We start from the raw sequence: 16023 nt of genomic DNA, 5'->3' as shown, positions 1-16023 counted from the left end.
GACGACAACCGCTTCCCCGGCATGAATCCCCATCCTCACGAGAATCCACCCCGTTGCAACAACCACTTGAGCCCAAGCGCGCCGACACCGCCACACGCCGCAAAGCGAGTGGATCAAGGCGCGGCCCCCGCTTAGCACAGCCGGCGTGGCGGGTCGGGCTTTTCCACAGGGAGGGCGGGTGGGTGGTGCGCCGGCTGTCCACAGGGGTGTCGACGGGCACCCCGCACTCGCCACGCTGGCCGGCATGCCTCCTCTCGCACATCGGCCCAGCGTGCTGGCCTGGCAGGTGTTCCGCGGCTCGGACGCGATCCGCCACGGTCTGCTGAGCCGTCATCAACTACGCAGCACCGCCTGGGTGCGGCTGCGTCACGACGTCTACGCCGACTCACGCCTCGATCGGGATCATCGGTTGGCCTGCCAGGCGGTGTCCCTGCGGATGCCTGCCGGAACGGTGCTCGCCGGGCCCTCGGCGGCGTACCTGCACGGAGTCGAGCACGCAGCGGGATTCGCTGACGACGTCCATGTCCTGGCCCCCTGGGCGACGAGCGTCCGCACCCAGCGGGGAGTTCGGGTGCACACGACGCTGGCGCCACGCCGGTCGGGCGACGCCGTCGCGTCAGGCCGACTCGGGCGACGACCCACGCCCGGTCCGGTGGCCGGCGGCTCAACCACGCCGGGTCCGGTGGTCGGCGGCCTGTCCACGCCGCCCGATGGCCTCCCGCCGGGCGGCGCACCGGTCTATCGCGCGGCCGGCCTGTCGCCCTGGTCGCAGCCGGCTGTCGCCGCCTGGGAGACCGCCGCGTGGCTCGACCCGCTCCGCGCGGTCGGCATCGTCGATTCCCTACTGGCCAGCGGTCTGACCGACCTCGGCGCCCTCGCTGCGGTGGCGGAGCGCTTCGCCGACCGGCCCGGTGGTCGACGGGCCCGCCGGGTGTTCGAGCTGGCCGACCCGGGAGCGCAGTCCCCGCCGGAGTCCCACCTGCGGGTACGCCTGGTCCTCACCGGCCTGCCCCGGCCGGTCACCCAGCACCCGGTCCGGCTGCCGTCCGGCCTGGTGCTGCACCCCGACCTGGCCTGGCCGGAGTTCCGGGTGGCGGTGGAGTACGACGGCCAGTGGCACGCCGACTCCGACCAACTGCACCGCGATCGCCGCCGACTCAACCAGTTGGTGGCCGCCGGCTGGATCGTGCTGCACGTGACCGGCCGCCGTCTCCGTAACGACTTCCCGGCACTCCTCCGCGAGATCCGCACCGCTCTCGCCGCCCGGGGCTGGCGCCGGTGACCGCGCACCGTTTGCGGCGTGTCGCGCCCTTCAGTCGCCTGGACACCGCAACACGCCGCAAACGGCGTCCGCAAACGGCGTCCGGGACGGAGGCGGGACGGCCCGCCGGGGACGGCGAAGGGCCCGGGCGACGGCTGTCGCCCGGGCCCTCGACGGAAGGTGCGTTACGGCTGGATGTGCGGCTTGAGCGGGCTCTTCACCGCGGCGTACGCGTCGACGATGCCGTACCCGTAGAAGCCGTTGAAGTTCAGCGAGCCGGCACAGTACGCGTCGAACTCGGCCGACCGGCCCTCGTTGGTGTAGGACTGCAGGCGCGGCTCCGGGCAGGCGTGCTCGGCGGCGGTCCGGTAGAGGTGCTGCTCCACCAGGTCCGGCGCCAGGCCGAAGCCGTTGCGGCCCTGCTTCTTGCCGAACTTGCTGACGATCAGACCGGCCACGCCGCTGACGTGCGGCGACGCCATCGAGGTGCCCTGCAGGTAGGTGTAGTACCCGCACTCACCGGCGGCGGTGCACTGCTTGAAGACCGAGTTCTCGAAGCCGGCCACGATGTTGCCGTCCTCGTCGACCGAGCCCTCCTCCTGGAGCACCTTCTTCGGGTACGTGGAGAGGATCATGTTGGCGTCGGTGCGGTAGGTGTCGGTGCCGAAGCCGTCCCGGAACCAGCCACCCGGTGCGGCGACCGAGATCTGCTCGGTGCCGTAGTTGGAGTAGTCGGCCTTCTTGCCGGACGGGCCGACGGCGGAGACGCCGATGACGTGCGGCCCTTCGGCCGGCAGGTCCCAGCAGCTGTCGTTGTCGATCGGCCGCGGGTACGGGGCGGAGCCGTAGTCCGGGCTGGAGACGTCGGTCCGGGGCGCACCGAGGTCCTCGTGGTTGTTGCCGAGCGAGCCGACCAGGGTCACGCCCTTGCGGTGGGCGAAGTTCAGGGCCCGCGTCATGGCCTTGATGATGGCCCGCTGCTCGGCCTGCGCCTCCGGCGAGTCGGCCGGGTTGGCGGTGCAGTTGTAGAGCCACGGGTCGACGTAGAAGGACATGTTGACCACGTCGATGCCGGCCTTGCCGGCGTACACCAGGGAGTTGACGACCGGGTCGAGGAAGAAGTAGCCGGAGTCCTGGCCACCCTTGAGTTCGACCAGCGAGACGTTCGGGGCGACACCGGAGAGGCCGAAGCCGTTCGCGGCGGCGCCGATGGTGCCGGCGACGTGGGTGCCGTGCCCGCCGTCGTCGGTGCCGACCGGGTCGAGGCAGCTCGCCACCTCGCAGGGGCCGTCGACGTCGGTCTTGTCCGGCGCGAAGTTGCGCGACAGCGACCAGTCGAAGTTCGGCGCGAGGTCCGGCTGGTTGGCGTCGACGCCCGTGTCGAGGATGGCGACGGTCACCCGCCGGTCACCCGGTTCGATCTTCCGGGCCCGGTCGGCGCGGATCATCTCCAGGCCCCAGAGCTTGTCGTCCAGCGGGTCGAGCTTCCTGCCCTGCCCCCGGGCGGCGACGCCCTTGGCCTCGGTCAGCAGGTGTTCCTGCTCGACCCGGTCCAGCTTCGGCTTGCGGCCGATGGCCTTCTGCTCGGCGGCGCCGACCAGCTCGCCGGCGGCGGTCGCCCGGCTGGCGAAGTCGGCCCGGTCGCTGGTGACCTGGAACAGGCCGACGTCGTCGGTGCGGGACACCACGGTGCCGCCCGCGGACCGGATCGCGGCGATGGCCGCGTCCGCCGAGACGCCGTCCTCGGCGACCACGGTGAAGGTCCGGGTGCTGGTCGGCTCGGCGTTGGCCGGAGCCACGAGTCCGGTCACCGTGAGCGCCAGGGTCGCCGCGGTCGCGACGGCCCCGGCGGTGAAGCGAGTGCTCACCACATCAATTCCTCTCGTTGAGGGACGTGCGCAGCCATCAGACAACACCGATGCGAGTTCCGCCAGGTGAGCGTCCGGATTGGACGTTTATCCGGCTTTGAGCTGGAGCCCGGCCAGCGCGGCGGGAAGCGCCGCCAAGCCGGCGACCTCGGCGTCGGGGCGCATCCCGGGCGGGCACGGGAGGCCGAGCCGGTTGAGCCAGATCCCCCGCAGGCCGGCGCGCTGCGGGCCGGCGACGTCGTGGGCGAGCGAGTCTCCGACGTACGCGATCTGCTCCGCCGGCACGCCCGCGGCCTCGACGACCGCCGCGTAGAACCCGGGGTCGGGTTTCTTCGGCAGGCCGTCGTCGTGGGCGTACCGCTCGAAGGCGAACTCGCCGGCCAGCCCGCAGCGTTCGGCGCGGCTGTTGCCGTTGGTGGCGTAGCCGAGCCGGAAGTCGCGCCGCAGCGTGGCCAGGGCGGGGAGCACGTCGGCGTAAGGGCGGGTCAGCGCGAACCGCCGGGCGAAGAAGAGCGCCGCCAGCTCGTCGAGGTGCTGGGCCAGGTCGGCCCGGGCCAGGGAGCGGGCCAGCGCGGACCGCCGGATTTCCTGCACCGGGGCCGCGCTCATCGCGCCGAAGACCGCACCCCAGTCCGACTCCAGGTCCGCCAGCGACACCCCGGCCGCCGCCGGGGTCAGCCTCCGCATCTCCTCGAGTACGGCCACCAGCCCGCCGGTGACCGCCGGGCGCAGGTCGAGCAGGGTCTCGTCGGCGTCGAACACCAGCACGGTCAGCACGGCGCCGACGATCTCACGTCAGGGCGGGCTCTCCGGTCGGGGTCTCCGACCGTTCGGCGCGGACGCCGCGCAGCTCGTCGAGGCGGACCAGCGCCACCCCGGCGACGATCAGGGTGCCGCCGGCCAGTTGCACCACGGTGGGCAGTTCGCCCAGCACCAGCCAGGCGATGAGCACCGCGAACATCACCTCGGTCAGCCCGAGGAAGGACGACAGCCGGGCGCCGAGGATCCGCGTGGCCGCGATGCCGGCCTGGTACGCGACCACCGCGGCCACCAGCGACAGCCCGACGATCGGGAGCAGCCAGCTGGTGCGCTGCCCGGCGAAGTCGACCTCGCCGAAGGTGGCCCGCAGCGGCAGCACCCCGACCAGCCCGAGCAGCAGGAAGACCGCCGCGCCGATCGCCATGCCACCGCTGGCCATGGCGACCGACGGCAGTTCGGCGTCGACCCGGGCGGCGAGCACGAAGTAGCCGGCGAGTCCCACCGCGGCGCCGAGCCCCCAGAGCACGCCCACCGGGTCGAGCCGGCCGGCGCCGGTCAGGTCGAGCACGAAGGCCAGGCCGGCCAGCGCGGCCACCGAGCCGACCACGGTGAGCCGTCGGGGGCGCTGGCCGTGCATCAGCCACATCCAGGCCACCACCAGGATGATGCCGAGGTACTCCAGCAGCAGGGCCACCCCGACCGGCAGGTAGCGCACGGCGTTGAAGAAGCACGCCTGGGCGGTGGCCACGCCGAGCAGGCCGAAGACGGTCATCGGGCCGAGGTTGCGGCGCAGCACGGCACCCTTGCCGCGCAGAGAGAGCAGGGCCGGTACCGCGAGCACCAGGGCGGCGATCCCGACCCGCGCGACGACGACGGCCTCCGCCGACCAGCCGGCCCCGATCAGGGATCGGGCGAAGGTGCCCGAGGTGGCGAAGGTGACGGCCGAGACCAGGGCCAGCCCCAGGCCCGCGCCGGCGGATCGTTCGTGCATCGGGCTCTCCTCGCCGGCACAGTGTCATGAGCGAAATATGCTTATGCTGGTGACGCTAACGGCCGATGCTGACAGGAGTCAAGTTGCTTTTTGCTCATGACACCGAGTGTGGGCTGATCGCGGCGGCCGCCCTCGTCAACACCGACGACCCGGACGACGAGGGGCTGCCGGACGTGGCCGCGCTGGACCGGTTCGTCGTCTCCAACGGCTGGACCGGCCGGCACGAGCACACCGAGGCGGAGCTGCACGCGGTACGCCAACTGCGCCCCCGGCTGCGCCGGATCTGGCACGCCGACGTCGACGAGGTCGTCACCATCGTCAACGCACTGCTGCGCGAGTCCCACGCGCTGCCCCAGCTGATCCGGCACGACGACCAGCCGTACCACCTGCACGCGGTGCCGCGGGACGCGCCGCTGGCCACCCGGATGGCGGTCGAGGCGGCGATGGCGATGGCCGACCTGGTCCGCGCCGACGAGTTGGGCCGGCTGCGGATCTGCGCCCACCCGGGCTGCGAGAACGTGCTGGTCGACCTGTCGAAGAACCGGTCCCGCCGGTTCTGCGAGGCGGGCTGCGGCAACCGGGCCGCGGTCAACGCGTACCGGGCGAGGAAGGCCGCCAGTCGCTCCTGAGCAGCTCGTACTCCACCTCACCGTGCTCGGTCCCCGGAGCCGGGTCGTCGAAGTGCAGGTGGAAGGTGCGCACGTACCGCAGGCCGGCCCTCGCCATCACCGCCCGGGACCGGCTGTTGACCGTCATGGTCTGGGCCCAGACCCGCCGCACGCCCACCGTGTCGAAGGCGTGCCGCACCAGGGCCAGCGAACCTTCGGTGGCCAGTCCCCGTCCCCACGCGCTCCGGCGCAGCCGGTAGCCCAGCTCGGCCTGCGTCCCGTCGTCGGACGGGTCGAGCGCGAACCAGCCCAGGAAGCCGGCGCTGTCCCGGTCCTCCGCCGCCCACCGCCCCAGCCCTGGGTGTGCGTCGTACCGGCGCAGCAGCCGGGGCAGCTGCTCGTCGCGCACGGTGGCGCGCGGGGTCGGCCGGCCGCCGGTCAGGAAGCGCATGACCTCCGGGTCGCTGTCCAGCTCGACCAGGTGTTCCACGTCGTCCGGCTGGAACCGGCGCAGCCGCAGCCGCGCGGTCTCCAGCAGCACCCCAGCGGTCATGCCCCGATGATCCCGCCCCCCACCCGCGCCGGTCGACCGATATCCCGGCGCCCGCCGCACGGATGATCCACTCCACGTCGGCGACGTGGCGGTATCACCCTGCCCCGGACACCGCCAGATCGGCGCAACGGAGTGGAGCGGTCCAGGGGATCAGGGGTGGGTCATGCGGAGGAGGTCTAGGGCTTCGTCGAGCTGGGTCTCGGACAGCTTGCCGGAGTCGACGTGGCCCCGGGCGATCACCACCTCGCGGATCGAGATCTGCTTGGCCAGCGCCTCCTTGGCGATCGAGGCCGCCTCGTCGTACCCCAGGTGACGGTTTAGCGGGGTGACGATCGACGGCGAGCCCGCCGCGTACGCCAGGCAGACCTCGGCGTCCGCGACCAGGCCGACCACCAGACGGTCGGCGAAGAGCCGGCTCGACGCGGCCAGCAACCGGATCGACTCCAGCAGGTTGCGCCCCATCACCGGGAGCATCACGTTCAGCTCGAAGTCGCCCTGCGACCCGGCGAAGGCGACCGTGGCGTCGTTGCCGACCACCTGCGCGCAGACCTGCCGCATCGCCTCGGCGACCACCGGGTTCACCTTGCCCGGCATGATCGACGAGCCGGGCTGGAGATCGGGGATGCGCAGCTCACGCAGGCCCGCGCGGGGGCCGGAACCCATCCAGCGGATGTCGTTGGCCATCTTGTACAGCCCCACCGCGACGGTCCGCAGCTGCCCCGACGTCTCCACCAGGGCGTCCCGGGCGCCCTGCGCCTCGAAGTGGTTGCGCGCCTCGGTCAGCGGCAGGCCGGTCGACTCGCGCAGCTTCCCGATCACCCGGGCGGCGAAGCCCAGCGGGGTGTTGATGCCGGTGCCCACGGCGGTGCCGCCCAGCGGCAGCTCGGCCAGCCGGGGCAGCGCCGACTCCAGCCGCTCCACCCCGTAGCGGACCTGCGCGGCGTAGCCGCCGAACTCCTGCCCGAGGGTGACCGGGGTGGCGTCCATCAGGTGGGTACGCCCCGCCTTCACCACCGTCTCGAACTCCTCCGCCTTGCCCTCCAACGCCCCGGCGAGGTGCTTCAGGGCGGGCAGCAGGTCCTCGACCACCGCCTGGGTGGCGGCCAGATGGATCGAGGACGGGAAGACGTCGTTGCTGGACTGCGAGGCGTTGACGTCGTCGTTCGGGTGCACCGGCCGGCCCAGCTCGCGGCCGGCCAGGGTGGCGATGACCTCGTTGGTGTTCATGTTGGACGAGGTACCCGAGCCGGTCTGGAAGACGTCGACCGGGAACTGGTCGTCGTAGCCCCCGTCGGCGACGTGCGCGGCGGCCGCGGCGATCGCCGCGGCCACGTCCGCCCCGATCACGCCCAGCTCGCCGTTGACCTGGGCGGCGGCGCCCTTGATCTGGGCCAGGGCCTTGATCTGGGCCGGTTCGATGCCCCGCCCGGAGATCGGGAAGTTCTGCACCGCGCGCTGGGTCTGCGCCCGCCACAGCGCCTCGGCGGGCACCTCCACCTCACCCATCGAGTCGCGTTCGATCCGGTAACCGGTCGCCTCTGGAGTCGTCACGCGTACCATCCTGCCGCGCCCGCCGCCGACTCGCAGATGATCGCTCAGTCCAGCTCCGCCAGCAGCCGGGCGACCTCGTGCTGGTCCGGCGACTCGACCTGGCGGAACAGCGCCAGGGCCCGCATCCAGTGGGAGCGGGCCGCGGTCAGGTCGGTGCCGCGCAGGCACCGGGCGATGCCGTCGAGCGCCCGGGCCTGCTCGCGGCGGGCGCCGAGCCGGGTGGCGTCGGCGAGCACCCGGCGGTGCAGGTCCAGCGCGCTGGCGACGTCGCCCTGGTCGAGCAGTGCCCGGGCCAGCAGGTTGCGCGAGGCGCACTGCCCGATCCGGTCGCCGACCTCCATCATGAGGACCAGCGCCTCCCGGTGCAGGGCGGCCGCCGCGTCCAGCCGGCCCGCCCGGCGCTCGACCAGCCCGATCTCGTTGAGCATCTCGCCCTCACCGAACCGGTTGCCGGACTTCCGCTTGAGGCGCAGACCCAGCCGCAGCAGCCGGTGGGCCGGCTCCCCGTGCCCCAGCCGGTGGCGGATCATCCCGAGGTGGGCGATCGCGTGCCCCACCTGGCGCGCATCGCCGACCTGCCGTGCCAGTGACAGGTGCCGGCGGGCGACCCGCAACGCCTCCTCGTACCGCCCGGCCACGAAGTGGGCGAAGGACAGGTTGTTGAGCAGCTGGGCCAGATGACCCAGCTCTCCGGGCCGCTGGTACATGGCCTTGGCGGCCTGATAACACGCGAGCCCCTGCGGCAGGTCCCCGTTGGCGGCGTGGGAGGTCGCGAGATTGCCCAGGGTGTTCCGCACCTCGTGGTGCAACCCGAGCCGCCGCCACAGGTCCAGTGCCGCCTCCATCAGCCCGATGGCCTCGGAGAAGCGGGCCAGCCGGTAGTACGCCGAGGCCAGGTAGTTGAGCATGGTCGCGACGGCCTCGTCGTCGCCCATCGTCGCGGCGGCCCGGCGGCCCGCCTCGTGCATCTCGATCAGGTCGTCCAGGTGACCGCCGTCGAACTGGGCCCGCCAACTGGCCCGGGCGAGCTGCCAGCAGTGCCGGGGGAACCCTTCGGCCTCCGCGAGCCGGCTCAACGCGGGCAACGCCGACCGGTTCTCGTCGAACCAGGCCCGTCCGTCGGCGACCGAGGCGGCGAGCAGATCGGGCCGGGCGGGCTCGGGCAGGCGCAGCGCCAGCCGGCTGCTCGCCCGCTCCACCTGCCGGGTCAGCTCGGCGGCCACGTACAGGTGGTGGTCGAGCAACCGGCGCAGGGCGTCCCGCCGTTCCTCGACCCGCTCCGGCTCGCCGAGCAGGAGCCGCGAGTACTCCCGGATGAGGTCGTGCAGCCGGTACCGGCCCGGTTCCGCCTCCTCGACCAGGTGGGCGTCGACCAGTTCGTCCAGCAGGTCCTGTGTCTCCGGCAGGGGCAGGTCGGCGAGGGCGGCGGCCACCCGGTTGTCGATCCGTACGCCGGGATGCAGGCCGAGGAACCGGAACAGCCGCTGTGCCGGCGGCGTGATCTGGGCGTACGACAGGGCGAAGGCCTGCCCGACGGACCGGTCCCCCGCCGCGAACTCGGCCAGCGGATTACGCCCCTGGGCCAGGCGATCGGCCAGATCGGCGATCCGCCAGCGCGGCCGGTGCGCGAGCCGGGCCCCGGCCAGCCGGATGGCGAGCGGCAGGTGGCCGCAGCGCCGGGCCACCTCGACGGCCGCGTCCGGCTCGGCGACGACGCGCTCCGGCCCCGCGACCCGTCCGAGCATTTCGACCGCCTCCTGTGGGTCGAGCACCGGCAGTGACGACGGGCGCCCCTCGTCCAGGCCGACCAGCCGGCGGCGGCTGGTGATCAGCACCAGGCAGTTCGGGCCGTTCGGCAGCAGCGGGGTCACCTGCGCGGCGTCGGCCGCGTTGTCGAGCACCAGCAGGGCGCGGCGCTGGGCCAGCTCGGTCCGCCACATCGTCAGCCGGTCGTCCGGGTCGAGCGGCACCCGTTCCGCCGGCACGCCGAGTTGGCGGAGCAGGGTGGCCACCGCCGCGGCCGGACTCAGCGGAGTGCGCTCGCTGTGCCCGTGCAGATCGATGAAGAGGTGCGCGTCGGGGTAACGGTCACCGAGGGCGTTCGCCAGGTGCACCGCCAGGGTGCTCTTGCCACTGCCGGCCATGCCGTCGATGAGCTGGATCCGCGCTCCGTCCTCCTCGATCTCCTTCACCAGCCGGGAGACGGTCTGCTGCCGCCCGATGAAGTCGTTGATGGCCCGGGGCAGCGCGCGGACCGGGGCGGGCGCCGGATCCTCCGGACCGACCAGCGCCAGGTCGCCGGCGAGCACCCGCTGGTGCAGCTCCTGCAACGCCGCGCCGGGCTCGATGCCCAACTCCTCGGCGTAGATCCGGCGGCCCTCGCGGTAGACCGCGAGGGCGCCCGCCTGTCGCCCGACCGCGGACAGGGCCAGCATGAGCTGGCCCCGCAGCCGATCCCGCAGGGGATGCCGTTCGACGGTCTCGGTCAGCTCGTCGATGAGGTCGGCCGCCCGTCGTAGCCGCAGCTCGACGTCGACGCACTCCTCCAGCACGGCGAGCCGCTGCTCGTCGAGGGCCTGGGCGCGCCGCCGTACGCTCCGGCTGGCGATCCCGCTCAGCGCCGGGCCACGCCAGAGGGCCAGCGCGGAGCGGTAGTGCCGGCTGGCCTCCGCCGCCTGACCGTCGGCGACGGCGACGCGACCGGCCTCGACCGCGCGGCCGAACACCTCGGCGTCCAGATCGGTCGGCTCGACCCGGATTCCGTAACCGACCGGGTCGGTGACGATGATCTCCGGCGGCAGCCCGACCGCCGCCAGTCGTTGTCGGAGGCGCGACACACAGATCTGGAGCTGCGTCCGGGCGGTGGCCGGGGGCCGGTCCTCCCAGACGGCGTCGATCAACTCCTCGACCGGCACCACCCGTCCGGCCCGCAGCAGCAACATGGCGAGCACCGTCCGGTCCCGACCTGCGGTGATGGTGGCCTCGCCGCCGCCCACCCGCAGAGGTCCCAGGATCCCGAACCGCATCTGCGCCCCCGCACGCTTCTGTGCACCTTCCAGCAGCGTAGCCCGACGGTCACAGATCGCCTCACGCGGACGATAGCGATCCGATAGCGGAACGACAGCAGCGGAGCCGACACTCATCGTGGTTGTCGGTGACGACATCCGACGGGGGCGGTGCGCCCGCCGGCCACGCCCCACCGGGCGGCGGGCGCACCGATGTCGGCGAGCACCAGATGACAGAGGGGCGCCGGGCGGAAGCCCGGCGCCCCCTTTCGGGTACGCGAGGTCAGCGGCGACCGATGGTCAGCACCGGCTTGGTGACCTCGGCGAAGAAGTCGTTGCCCTTGTCGTCGACGACGATGAAGGCCGGGAAGTCCTCCACCTGGATCTTCCAGACCGCCTCCATGCCCAGCTCGGGGTATTCGAGGACTTCGACGTGCTTGATGCAGTCCTGGGCGAGCCGGGCTGCGGGGCCACCGATCGAGCCGAGGTAGAAGCCGCCGTGCTGCGCGCAGGAGCGGGTGACCTGGGACGAACGGTTGCCCTTGGCGAGCATCACCTGGGAGCCGCCGGCGGCCTGGAACTTCTCCACGTAGGCGTCCATCCGCCCGGCGGTGGTCGGGCCGAACGAGCCGGAGGCGTAGCCCTCGGGGGTCTTCGCCGGGCCGGCGTAGTAGACGGCGTGGTCGCGCAGGTACTGCGGCATGGGCTCGCCCGCGTCCAGTCGCTCGGCGATCTTGGCGTGCGCGATGTCCCGGGCCACCACCAGGGGGCCGGTCAGGGACAGCCGGGTCTTCACCGGGTACTTCGACAGCTCGGCGCGGATCTCGTCCATCGGCCGGTTGAGGTCGACCTTGACGACCATCTCGGCGTCCAGCGTCTCGTCGGTGACGTCGGGCAGGTAGCGGGCCGGGTCGGTCTCCAGCCGCTCCAGCCAGACGCCCGACGGGGTGATCTTGGCGACCGCCTGCCGGTCGGCGGAGCAGGAGACGGCGATCGCCACCGGGCAGGAGGCGCCGTGCCGGGGCAGCCGGACCACCCGGACGTCGTGGCAGAAGTACCGGCCGCCGAACTGCGCGCCGATGCCGAAGTTGCGGGTCAGCTCCAGCACCTCCGCCTCCAGCTCCAGGTCCCGGAAGCCGTGCGCGGTCATCGAACCGGAGGTGGGCAGCGCGTCGAGGTACTTGGCGGAGGCGTACTTGGCGGTCTTCAGGGCGTACTCGGCGGAGGTGCCGCCGATGACGATGGCCAGGTGGTACGGCGGGCAGGCCGAGGTGCCGATGAGCCGTAGCTTCTCCTCCAGGAACTGCATCATCCGCGTCGGGTTCAGCAGCGCCTTGGTCTCCTGGTAGAGGTACGACTTGTTGGCCGAGCCGCCACCCTTGGCCATGAAGAGGAACTTGTACGCGTCCGGGTGGCCGTCCGGGTCCTCGGCGTAGAGCTCCACCTGGGCGGGCAGGTTGCTGCCGGTGTTCCGCTCGTCCCACATGGTCAGCGGGGCGAGCTGCGAGTAGCGCAGGTTGAGCCGGGTGTAGGCCTGGTAGACGCCACGGGAGATGGCCTCCGCGTCGGCCCCGTCGGTGAGCACGTGCCGGCCGCGCTTGCCCATCACGATCGCGGTGCCGGTGTCCTGGCACATCGGCAGCACCCCGCCGGCGGCGATGTTGGCGTTGCGCAGCAGGTCCAGCGCGACGAACCGGTCGTTCGGCGAGGCCGCCGGGTCGTCGATGATCGACCGCAGCTGGGCCAGGTGCGCGGGGCGCAGGAAGTGGGCGATGTCGTGCATCGCCTCGGCGGTCAGCGCGGTCAGCGCGGCAGGGTCGACGGTGAGGAAGCGGCGGCCACCCGGGCCGTTGACGACGTCCACGCCCTCGTCGGTGACCAGGCGATACTCCGTGGTGTCCGGACCGGTCGGCAGCAAGGGGGCGTACGAGAACGCGGCGGCACTGCTCATGACGGAAAAGCCTAGGGCAGACCGGTCGATCGGTGACACCCGCCGGGTCGGTCGTGGGACGCCGCTCTCATCCGTCCTTGGGGGCCTCGGTCCCGCACAGCTCCCGCTTCGGTCCGCAGTCGTTCCCGTCGGTCGGGACGCCGCCGGTGTCACCCGGGTCGCCCGGGGCGGGGACGCCGCCGTCGGGCGGGGGCGCCGGTGGAACCGCGGCGCCGGCGCCGAAGCGCACGTACCCGATCTCCCGCCCCTCGCCGATGATCATGCCGTTCGGCCCGACCGCGAGCACGTTCGCGCTGGTGCGCAGCACCACCAGCTCCCGACCCGTACGCGGGTCGAGGGCGGTGAGCCGGTCCGGCTTCTCCTCGGCGACCACCGCCGCGTACGGGGTGAGGGCCGCGCCCGGCTTGCCGCCGGCGGGACGGGTCCAGCGCACCCGGTCGGCGCCCAGCTCCCGGCCGGTGATCGTGCGCTTGTCGGCGCTGCGCACCAGGGCGTACCGGTCGTCGACGGCGAGCAGCTTCTCCCCCTCGGCGTCGACCAGGAGCAGCCGGCCGTCGTACCCGTCGAGGACCGCCTCCCGGCCGTCCGGCGCCACTCCGACGAGCACGTTCCGGGCGCCCTGCGGGTCCTCCCGCTGGGCGCAGCCGGCGCTGTCGGCGGTCCGTACGTTCACCCCGGCCCGGCGCCACACCTCCTGGCCGGTGGCCGGGTCGCGGCCGGAGATGGCGTACCGGCAGCTGCCGTCGGCGGAGACGGCGGTGATCCGCAGCATCCGCCCGCCGACCACGGCGAGCCGCTCGTCCCGCCCGGGCTCGACGTTCTGCACGACCCGGCCGGTGGCGGTGTCGACCACGTGCACCCGCCCGTCGACGGGGAAGCCCAGCAGCGGCGGCACCCGCTCCGGGCCGGCCGCACCGTCGTCCACCCGCCGGGCGGTGAGCCGGCGGGTGCCGAGCAGTTGGGGATTGTCGGCGAAGAGGCCGGTGCTGACGCCCGGCAGGAACGCCGTCCACAGTGGCGCCGTGCCGCGCGGATCCCAGGCGCTGAGGGTGCAGTCGGTGGCCTCGGTGCAGCGCGCGTCGAGCAGCAGGTTCCGGTAGGTCCACACGGCCACCGCGTCGTCGTCGCGCCGGCGGACCACGCCCGTGGTGGGGTCGAGCAGCTCGTACCCCTTGACCAGGAGCTTGCCCACGGCGACGACGGCGTCGCGGTCGCCGCCGGCCACCGCGGCCCAGTCCGCCTTGCGCTCCCACAGCTGCGTGCCGGCGGCCAGGCTGCGCGCCTCGACCCGGGTGCGCTGCTCCACGACGACGGTGTCCCCGGCGATGGTGACGCTCTTCGGGGTGCCGCCGACGCGCTGCTGCCAGACCACGTCCGGCTCGGAGATCGGCTGGCTGCGGTTCACCCAGTCCCACAGTCCCGGGAACGGGTTCCACACCCCGGTGGCGGCGAGCACGACCACGGTGACGAGCCCGAGCAGCAACGCCCCCCGCACGCCCCCAAGGCCCTTCACACCGCACACCGTAGCGACGATCACCGACCTCTCCCGCTCCCGGCCCGGAGTGTCGCCGCCCTTTCTCCGCGTCGCCGCCGGGTCAGGAAGGGGCCGCACCCGCGCCGGGATGCCCTTCGGCGCGCCGGGCCGCGGAGCGGACCAGGGGCAGCACGCGGTACGGGATCTGCTCGGCCAGCGCGATGATCGTCGACGCCCGGCGGATGCCCTCGTAGGAGACGATCTGGTCGATCACGCGTTGCAGGTCGGTGTTGGACTGGGCCACGATGCGGCAGAGCAGGTCGCTGGCGCCGGTGATGGTGTGCGCCTCCAGCACCTCGGGGATGGCGGCCAGGTGGGCGGTGACCGCGTCGTGGCCCTGCCGCTGGCTGATCTCCAGGGTGACGAAGCTGGTCACCCCGAACCCGATGGCGGCCGGTGAGATGTCCGGCCCGAACCCGCCGACCACCCCCCGGTCGACCAGCTTGTCCAGCCGGGCCTGGACGGTGCCCCGGGCCACCCCGAGCCGGCGGGAGCACTCGAGCACCCCGATCCGCGGTTCGTCGGCGAGCAACTGGATGAGCCGGGCATCCAGCTCGTCGAGCTGTACATCCTGTCCAGCATTCATGTCCTACGACCCTACGTTATGCGCAAGCTGACCAGACGAACCGGCAACGGTTGCCCAGTGAACCCGGTAACCGCGATCCTCCCCACAAGAGCAACCGAACCACCGCGGCGGCCCACCAGGCCGGCCGGTACGCAGGGAGGACACCATGACCCAGGCGATCGACCGACCCCAGTCGACCGAGGAGGTCGACGTCGACCTGCTCGTCGGCGCCGTCGACCACGACATCAGCCGCGACCCCTTCCCGGTCCGGGGCCTCGACCACGTGCACTTCCTGGTCGGCAACGCCAAGCAGGCCGCGCACTACTACTCCACCGCGTTCGGCATGACCTGCGTGGCGTACCGGGGGCCGGAGCAGGGCTACCGGGACCACGCCGAGTACGTGCTGACCAGCGGCTCGGCCCGGTTCGTGCTGACCGGCGCGGTCCGCCCCGACGCGGCCGGCGCCGACCACGTCGCCCGGCACAGCGACGGCGTCTCCGACATCGCGCTGGAGGTGCCGGACGTCGACGCCGCGTACGCGCACGCCGTCGCCCAGGGCGCCACCGGGCTGGTCGAGCCGCACGAGGTGAGCGACGAGCACGGCACCGTCCGGATGGCCGCCATCGCCGCGTACGGCGACACCCGGCACACCCTGGTCGACCGGTCCCGCTACACCGGCCCGTTCCTGCCCGGCTTCGTCGCCCGCGGCCCGATCGTGGACCGGCATCCGATGATCGACGCCGGCCTCCAGCCGAAGCGCTTCTTCCAGGCCATCGACCACGTGGTCGGCAACGTCGAGCTCGGCCGGATGGACGAGTGGGTGGAGTTCTACAAGCGGGTCATGGGCTTCACCAACATGGCGGAGTTCATCGGCGACGACATCGCCACCGACTACTCGGCGCTGATGAGCAAGGTCGTCGCCAGCGGCACCCGCAAGGTGAAGTTCCCGCTCAACGAGCCGGCGATCGCCCGCAAGAAGTCGCAGATCGACGAGTACCTGGAGTTCTACCAGGGCCCGGGCGCCCAGCACATCGCCGTGGCCACCAACGACATCCTGGCCAGCGTCGACGCGATGCGCGCCGCGGGTGTCGAGTTCCTGGACACCCCGGACTCGTACTACGACGACCCGGAGCTGCGCGCCCGGATCGGCAAGGTGCGGGTGCCGATCGAGGAGCTGAAGGCCCGCAAGATCCTGGTCGACCGGGACGAGGACGGCTACCTGCTCCAGATCTTCACCAAGCCGGTGCAGGACCGCCCGACGGTCTTCTTCGAGCTGATCGAGCGGCACGGATCGCTCGGCTTCGGCAAGGGCAACTTCAAGGCGCTCTTCGAGGCGATCGAGCGGGAGCAGGAAGCGCGCGGCAACCTGTAACACTG

General features: G+C 72.7%; 12 protein-coding genes. 3 read left to right on the top strand and 9 right to left on the bottom strand.

All coding sequences use genetic code 11. From position 1 onward, the window contains the following. Positions 1 to 244: 244 nt before the first annotated feature. Positions 245 to 1282: an endonuclease domain-containing protein gene (locus tag AC5L3Z_RS24870; protein ID WP_494845405.1), complete on the top strand. Its 1038-nt coding sequence runs from the start codon at positions 245 to 247 to the stop codon at positions 1280 to 1282. A gap of 164 nt (positions 1283 to 1446) precedes the next feature. Here the strand turns inward: AC5L3Z_RS24870 and AC5L3Z_RS24865 are convergent, their stop codons facing one another. From AC5L3Z_RS24865 to AC5L3Z_RS24855, 3 genes are all read right to left on the bottom strand, one after another. Continuing rightward, positions 1447 to 3129, bottom strand: a complete 1683-nt coding sequence (locus tag AC5L3Z_RS24865; protein WP_494845403.1) for a S8 family serine peptidase — start codon at positions 3127 to 3129, stop codon at positions 1447 to 1449. Between the two features lie 87 nt (positions 3130 to 3216). Further along, a complete protein-coding gene (locus AC5L3Z_RS24860; protein ID WP_494845401.1) occupies positions 3217 to 3906 on the bottom strand; it encodes an HAD family hydrolase in 690 nt (229 codons plus the stop codon). A gap of 13 nt (positions 3907 to 3919) precedes the next feature. Continuing rightward, the gene (locus tag AC5L3Z_RS24855; protein ID WP_494845400.1) at positions 3920 to 4879 is read right to left on the bottom strand and encodes an EamA family transporter; all 960 of its coding nucleotides are present in this window, start codon (positions 4877 to 4879) and stop codon (positions 3920 to 3922) included. Positions 4880 to 4962: 83 nt separating this feature from the next. On the opposite strand from AC5L3Z_RS24855, the gene AC5L3Z_RS24850 reads away from it, so the two are divergent. Then, the gene (locus AC5L3Z_RS24850; RefSeq protein WP_494845399.1) at positions 4963 to 5508 is read left to right on the top strand and encodes a CGNR zinc finger domain-containing protein; all 546 of its coding nucleotides are present in this window, start codon (positions 4963 to 4965) and stop codon (positions 5506 to 5508) included. Here AC5L3Z_RS24850 and AC5L3Z_RS24845 read toward each other — a convergent pair. From AC5L3Z_RS24845 to AC5L3Z_RS24820, 6 genes are all read right to left on the bottom strand, one after another. Beyond that, positions 5468 to 6040: a GNAT family N-acetyltransferase gene (locus tag AC5L3Z_RS24845; protein ID WP_494845397.1), complete on the bottom strand. Its 573-nt coding sequence runs from the start codon at positions 6038 to 6040 to the stop codon at positions 5468 to 5470. The two genes, AC5L3Z_RS24850 and AC5L3Z_RS24845, sit on opposite strands and share 41 nt — an antisense overlap. 150 nt (positions 6041 to 6190) lie before the next feature. Next, on the bottom strand, positions 6191 to 7600 hold the full coding sequence (locus tag AC5L3Z_RS24840; RefSeq protein ID WP_494845396.1) for a class II fumarate hydratase: 1410 nt from the start codon (positions 7598 to 7600) through the stop codon (positions 6191 to 6193). Positions 7601 to 7635: 35 nt separating this feature from the next. Continuing rightward, a complete protein-coding gene (locus AC5L3Z_RS24835; protein ID WP_494845395.1) occupies positions 7636 to 10617 on the bottom strand; it encodes an AfsR/SARP family transcriptional regulator in 2982 nt (993 codons plus the stop codon). A 262-nt stretch (positions 10618 to 10879) separates the two neighbouring features. After that, on the bottom strand, positions 10880 to 12547 hold the full coding sequence (locus AC5L3Z_RS24830) for a fumarate hydratase (protein WP_494845393.1): 1668 nt from the start codon (positions 12545 to 12547) through the stop codon (positions 10880 to 10882). Positions 12548 to 12614: 67 nt separating this feature from the next. Then, positions 12615 to 14030 (bottom strand): hypothetical protein, encoded by a 1416-nt coding sequence (locus AC5L3Z_RS24825; RefSeq protein ID WP_494845421.1) that lies wholly within the window; start codon positions 14028 to 14030, stop codon positions 12615 to 12617. A 112-nt stretch (positions 14031 to 14142) separates the two neighbouring features. Then, the gene (locus AC5L3Z_RS24820) at positions 14143 to 14667 is read right to left on the bottom strand and encodes an Lrp/AsnC family transcriptional regulator (protein ID WP_494845391.1); all 525 of its coding nucleotides are present in this window, start codon (positions 14665 to 14667) and stop codon (positions 14143 to 14145) included. A 145-nt stretch (positions 14668 to 14812) separates the two neighbouring features. Between AC5L3Z_RS24820 and hppD the strand changes: the two genes are divergently transcribed. Beyond that, entirely contained in the window at positions 14813 to 16018 is a 1206-nt protein-coding gene (hppD, locus tag AC5L3Z_RS24815) for a 4-hydroxyphenylpyruvate dioxygenase (RefSeq protein ID WP_494845389.1), read from the top strand. The last annotated feature ends 5 nt before the right edge of the window (positions 16019 to 16023 follow it).

Source organism: Micromonospora sp. LZ37, from assembly GCF_059359015.1.
Note: the sequence above shows the minus strand (reverse complement) of the source record. Positions and strands in the feature narration are given on the sequence as shown.

Coding starts and splice junctions, on each gene's coding strand:
- AC5L3Z_RS24820 (WP_494845391.1), bottom strand. CDS start 14,667: ATGAATGCTGGACAGGATGTACAGCTCGACGAGCTGGATGCCCGGCTC.
- AC5L3Z_RS24830 (WP_494845393.1), bottom strand. CDS start 12,547: ATGAGCAGTGCCGCCGCGTTCTCGTACGCCCCCTTGCTGCCGACCGGT.
- AC5L3Z_RS24870 (WP_494845405.1), top strand. CDS start 245: ATGCCTCCTCTCGCACATCGGCCCAGCGTGCTGGCCTGGCAGGTGTTC.
- AC5L3Z_RS24845 (WP_494845397.1), bottom strand. CDS start 6,040: ATGACCGCTGGGGTGCTGCTGGAGACCGCGCGGCTGCGGCTGCGCCGG.
- AC5L3Z_RS24840 (WP_494845396.1), bottom strand. CDS start 7,600: ATGGTACGCGTGACGACTCCAGAGGCGACCGGTTACCGGATCGAACGC.
- AC5L3Z_RS24835 (WP_494845395.1), bottom strand. CDS start 10,617: ATGCGGTTCGGGATCCTGGGACCTCTGCGGGTGGGCGGCGGCGAGGCC.
- hppD (WP_494845389.1), top strand. CDS start 14,813: ATGACCCAGGCGATCGACCGACCCCAGTCGACCGAGGAGGTCGACGTC.
- AC5L3Z_RS24855 (WP_494845400.1), bottom strand. CDS start 4,879: ATGCACGAACGATCCGCCGGCGCGGGCCTGGGGCTGGCCCTGGTCTCG.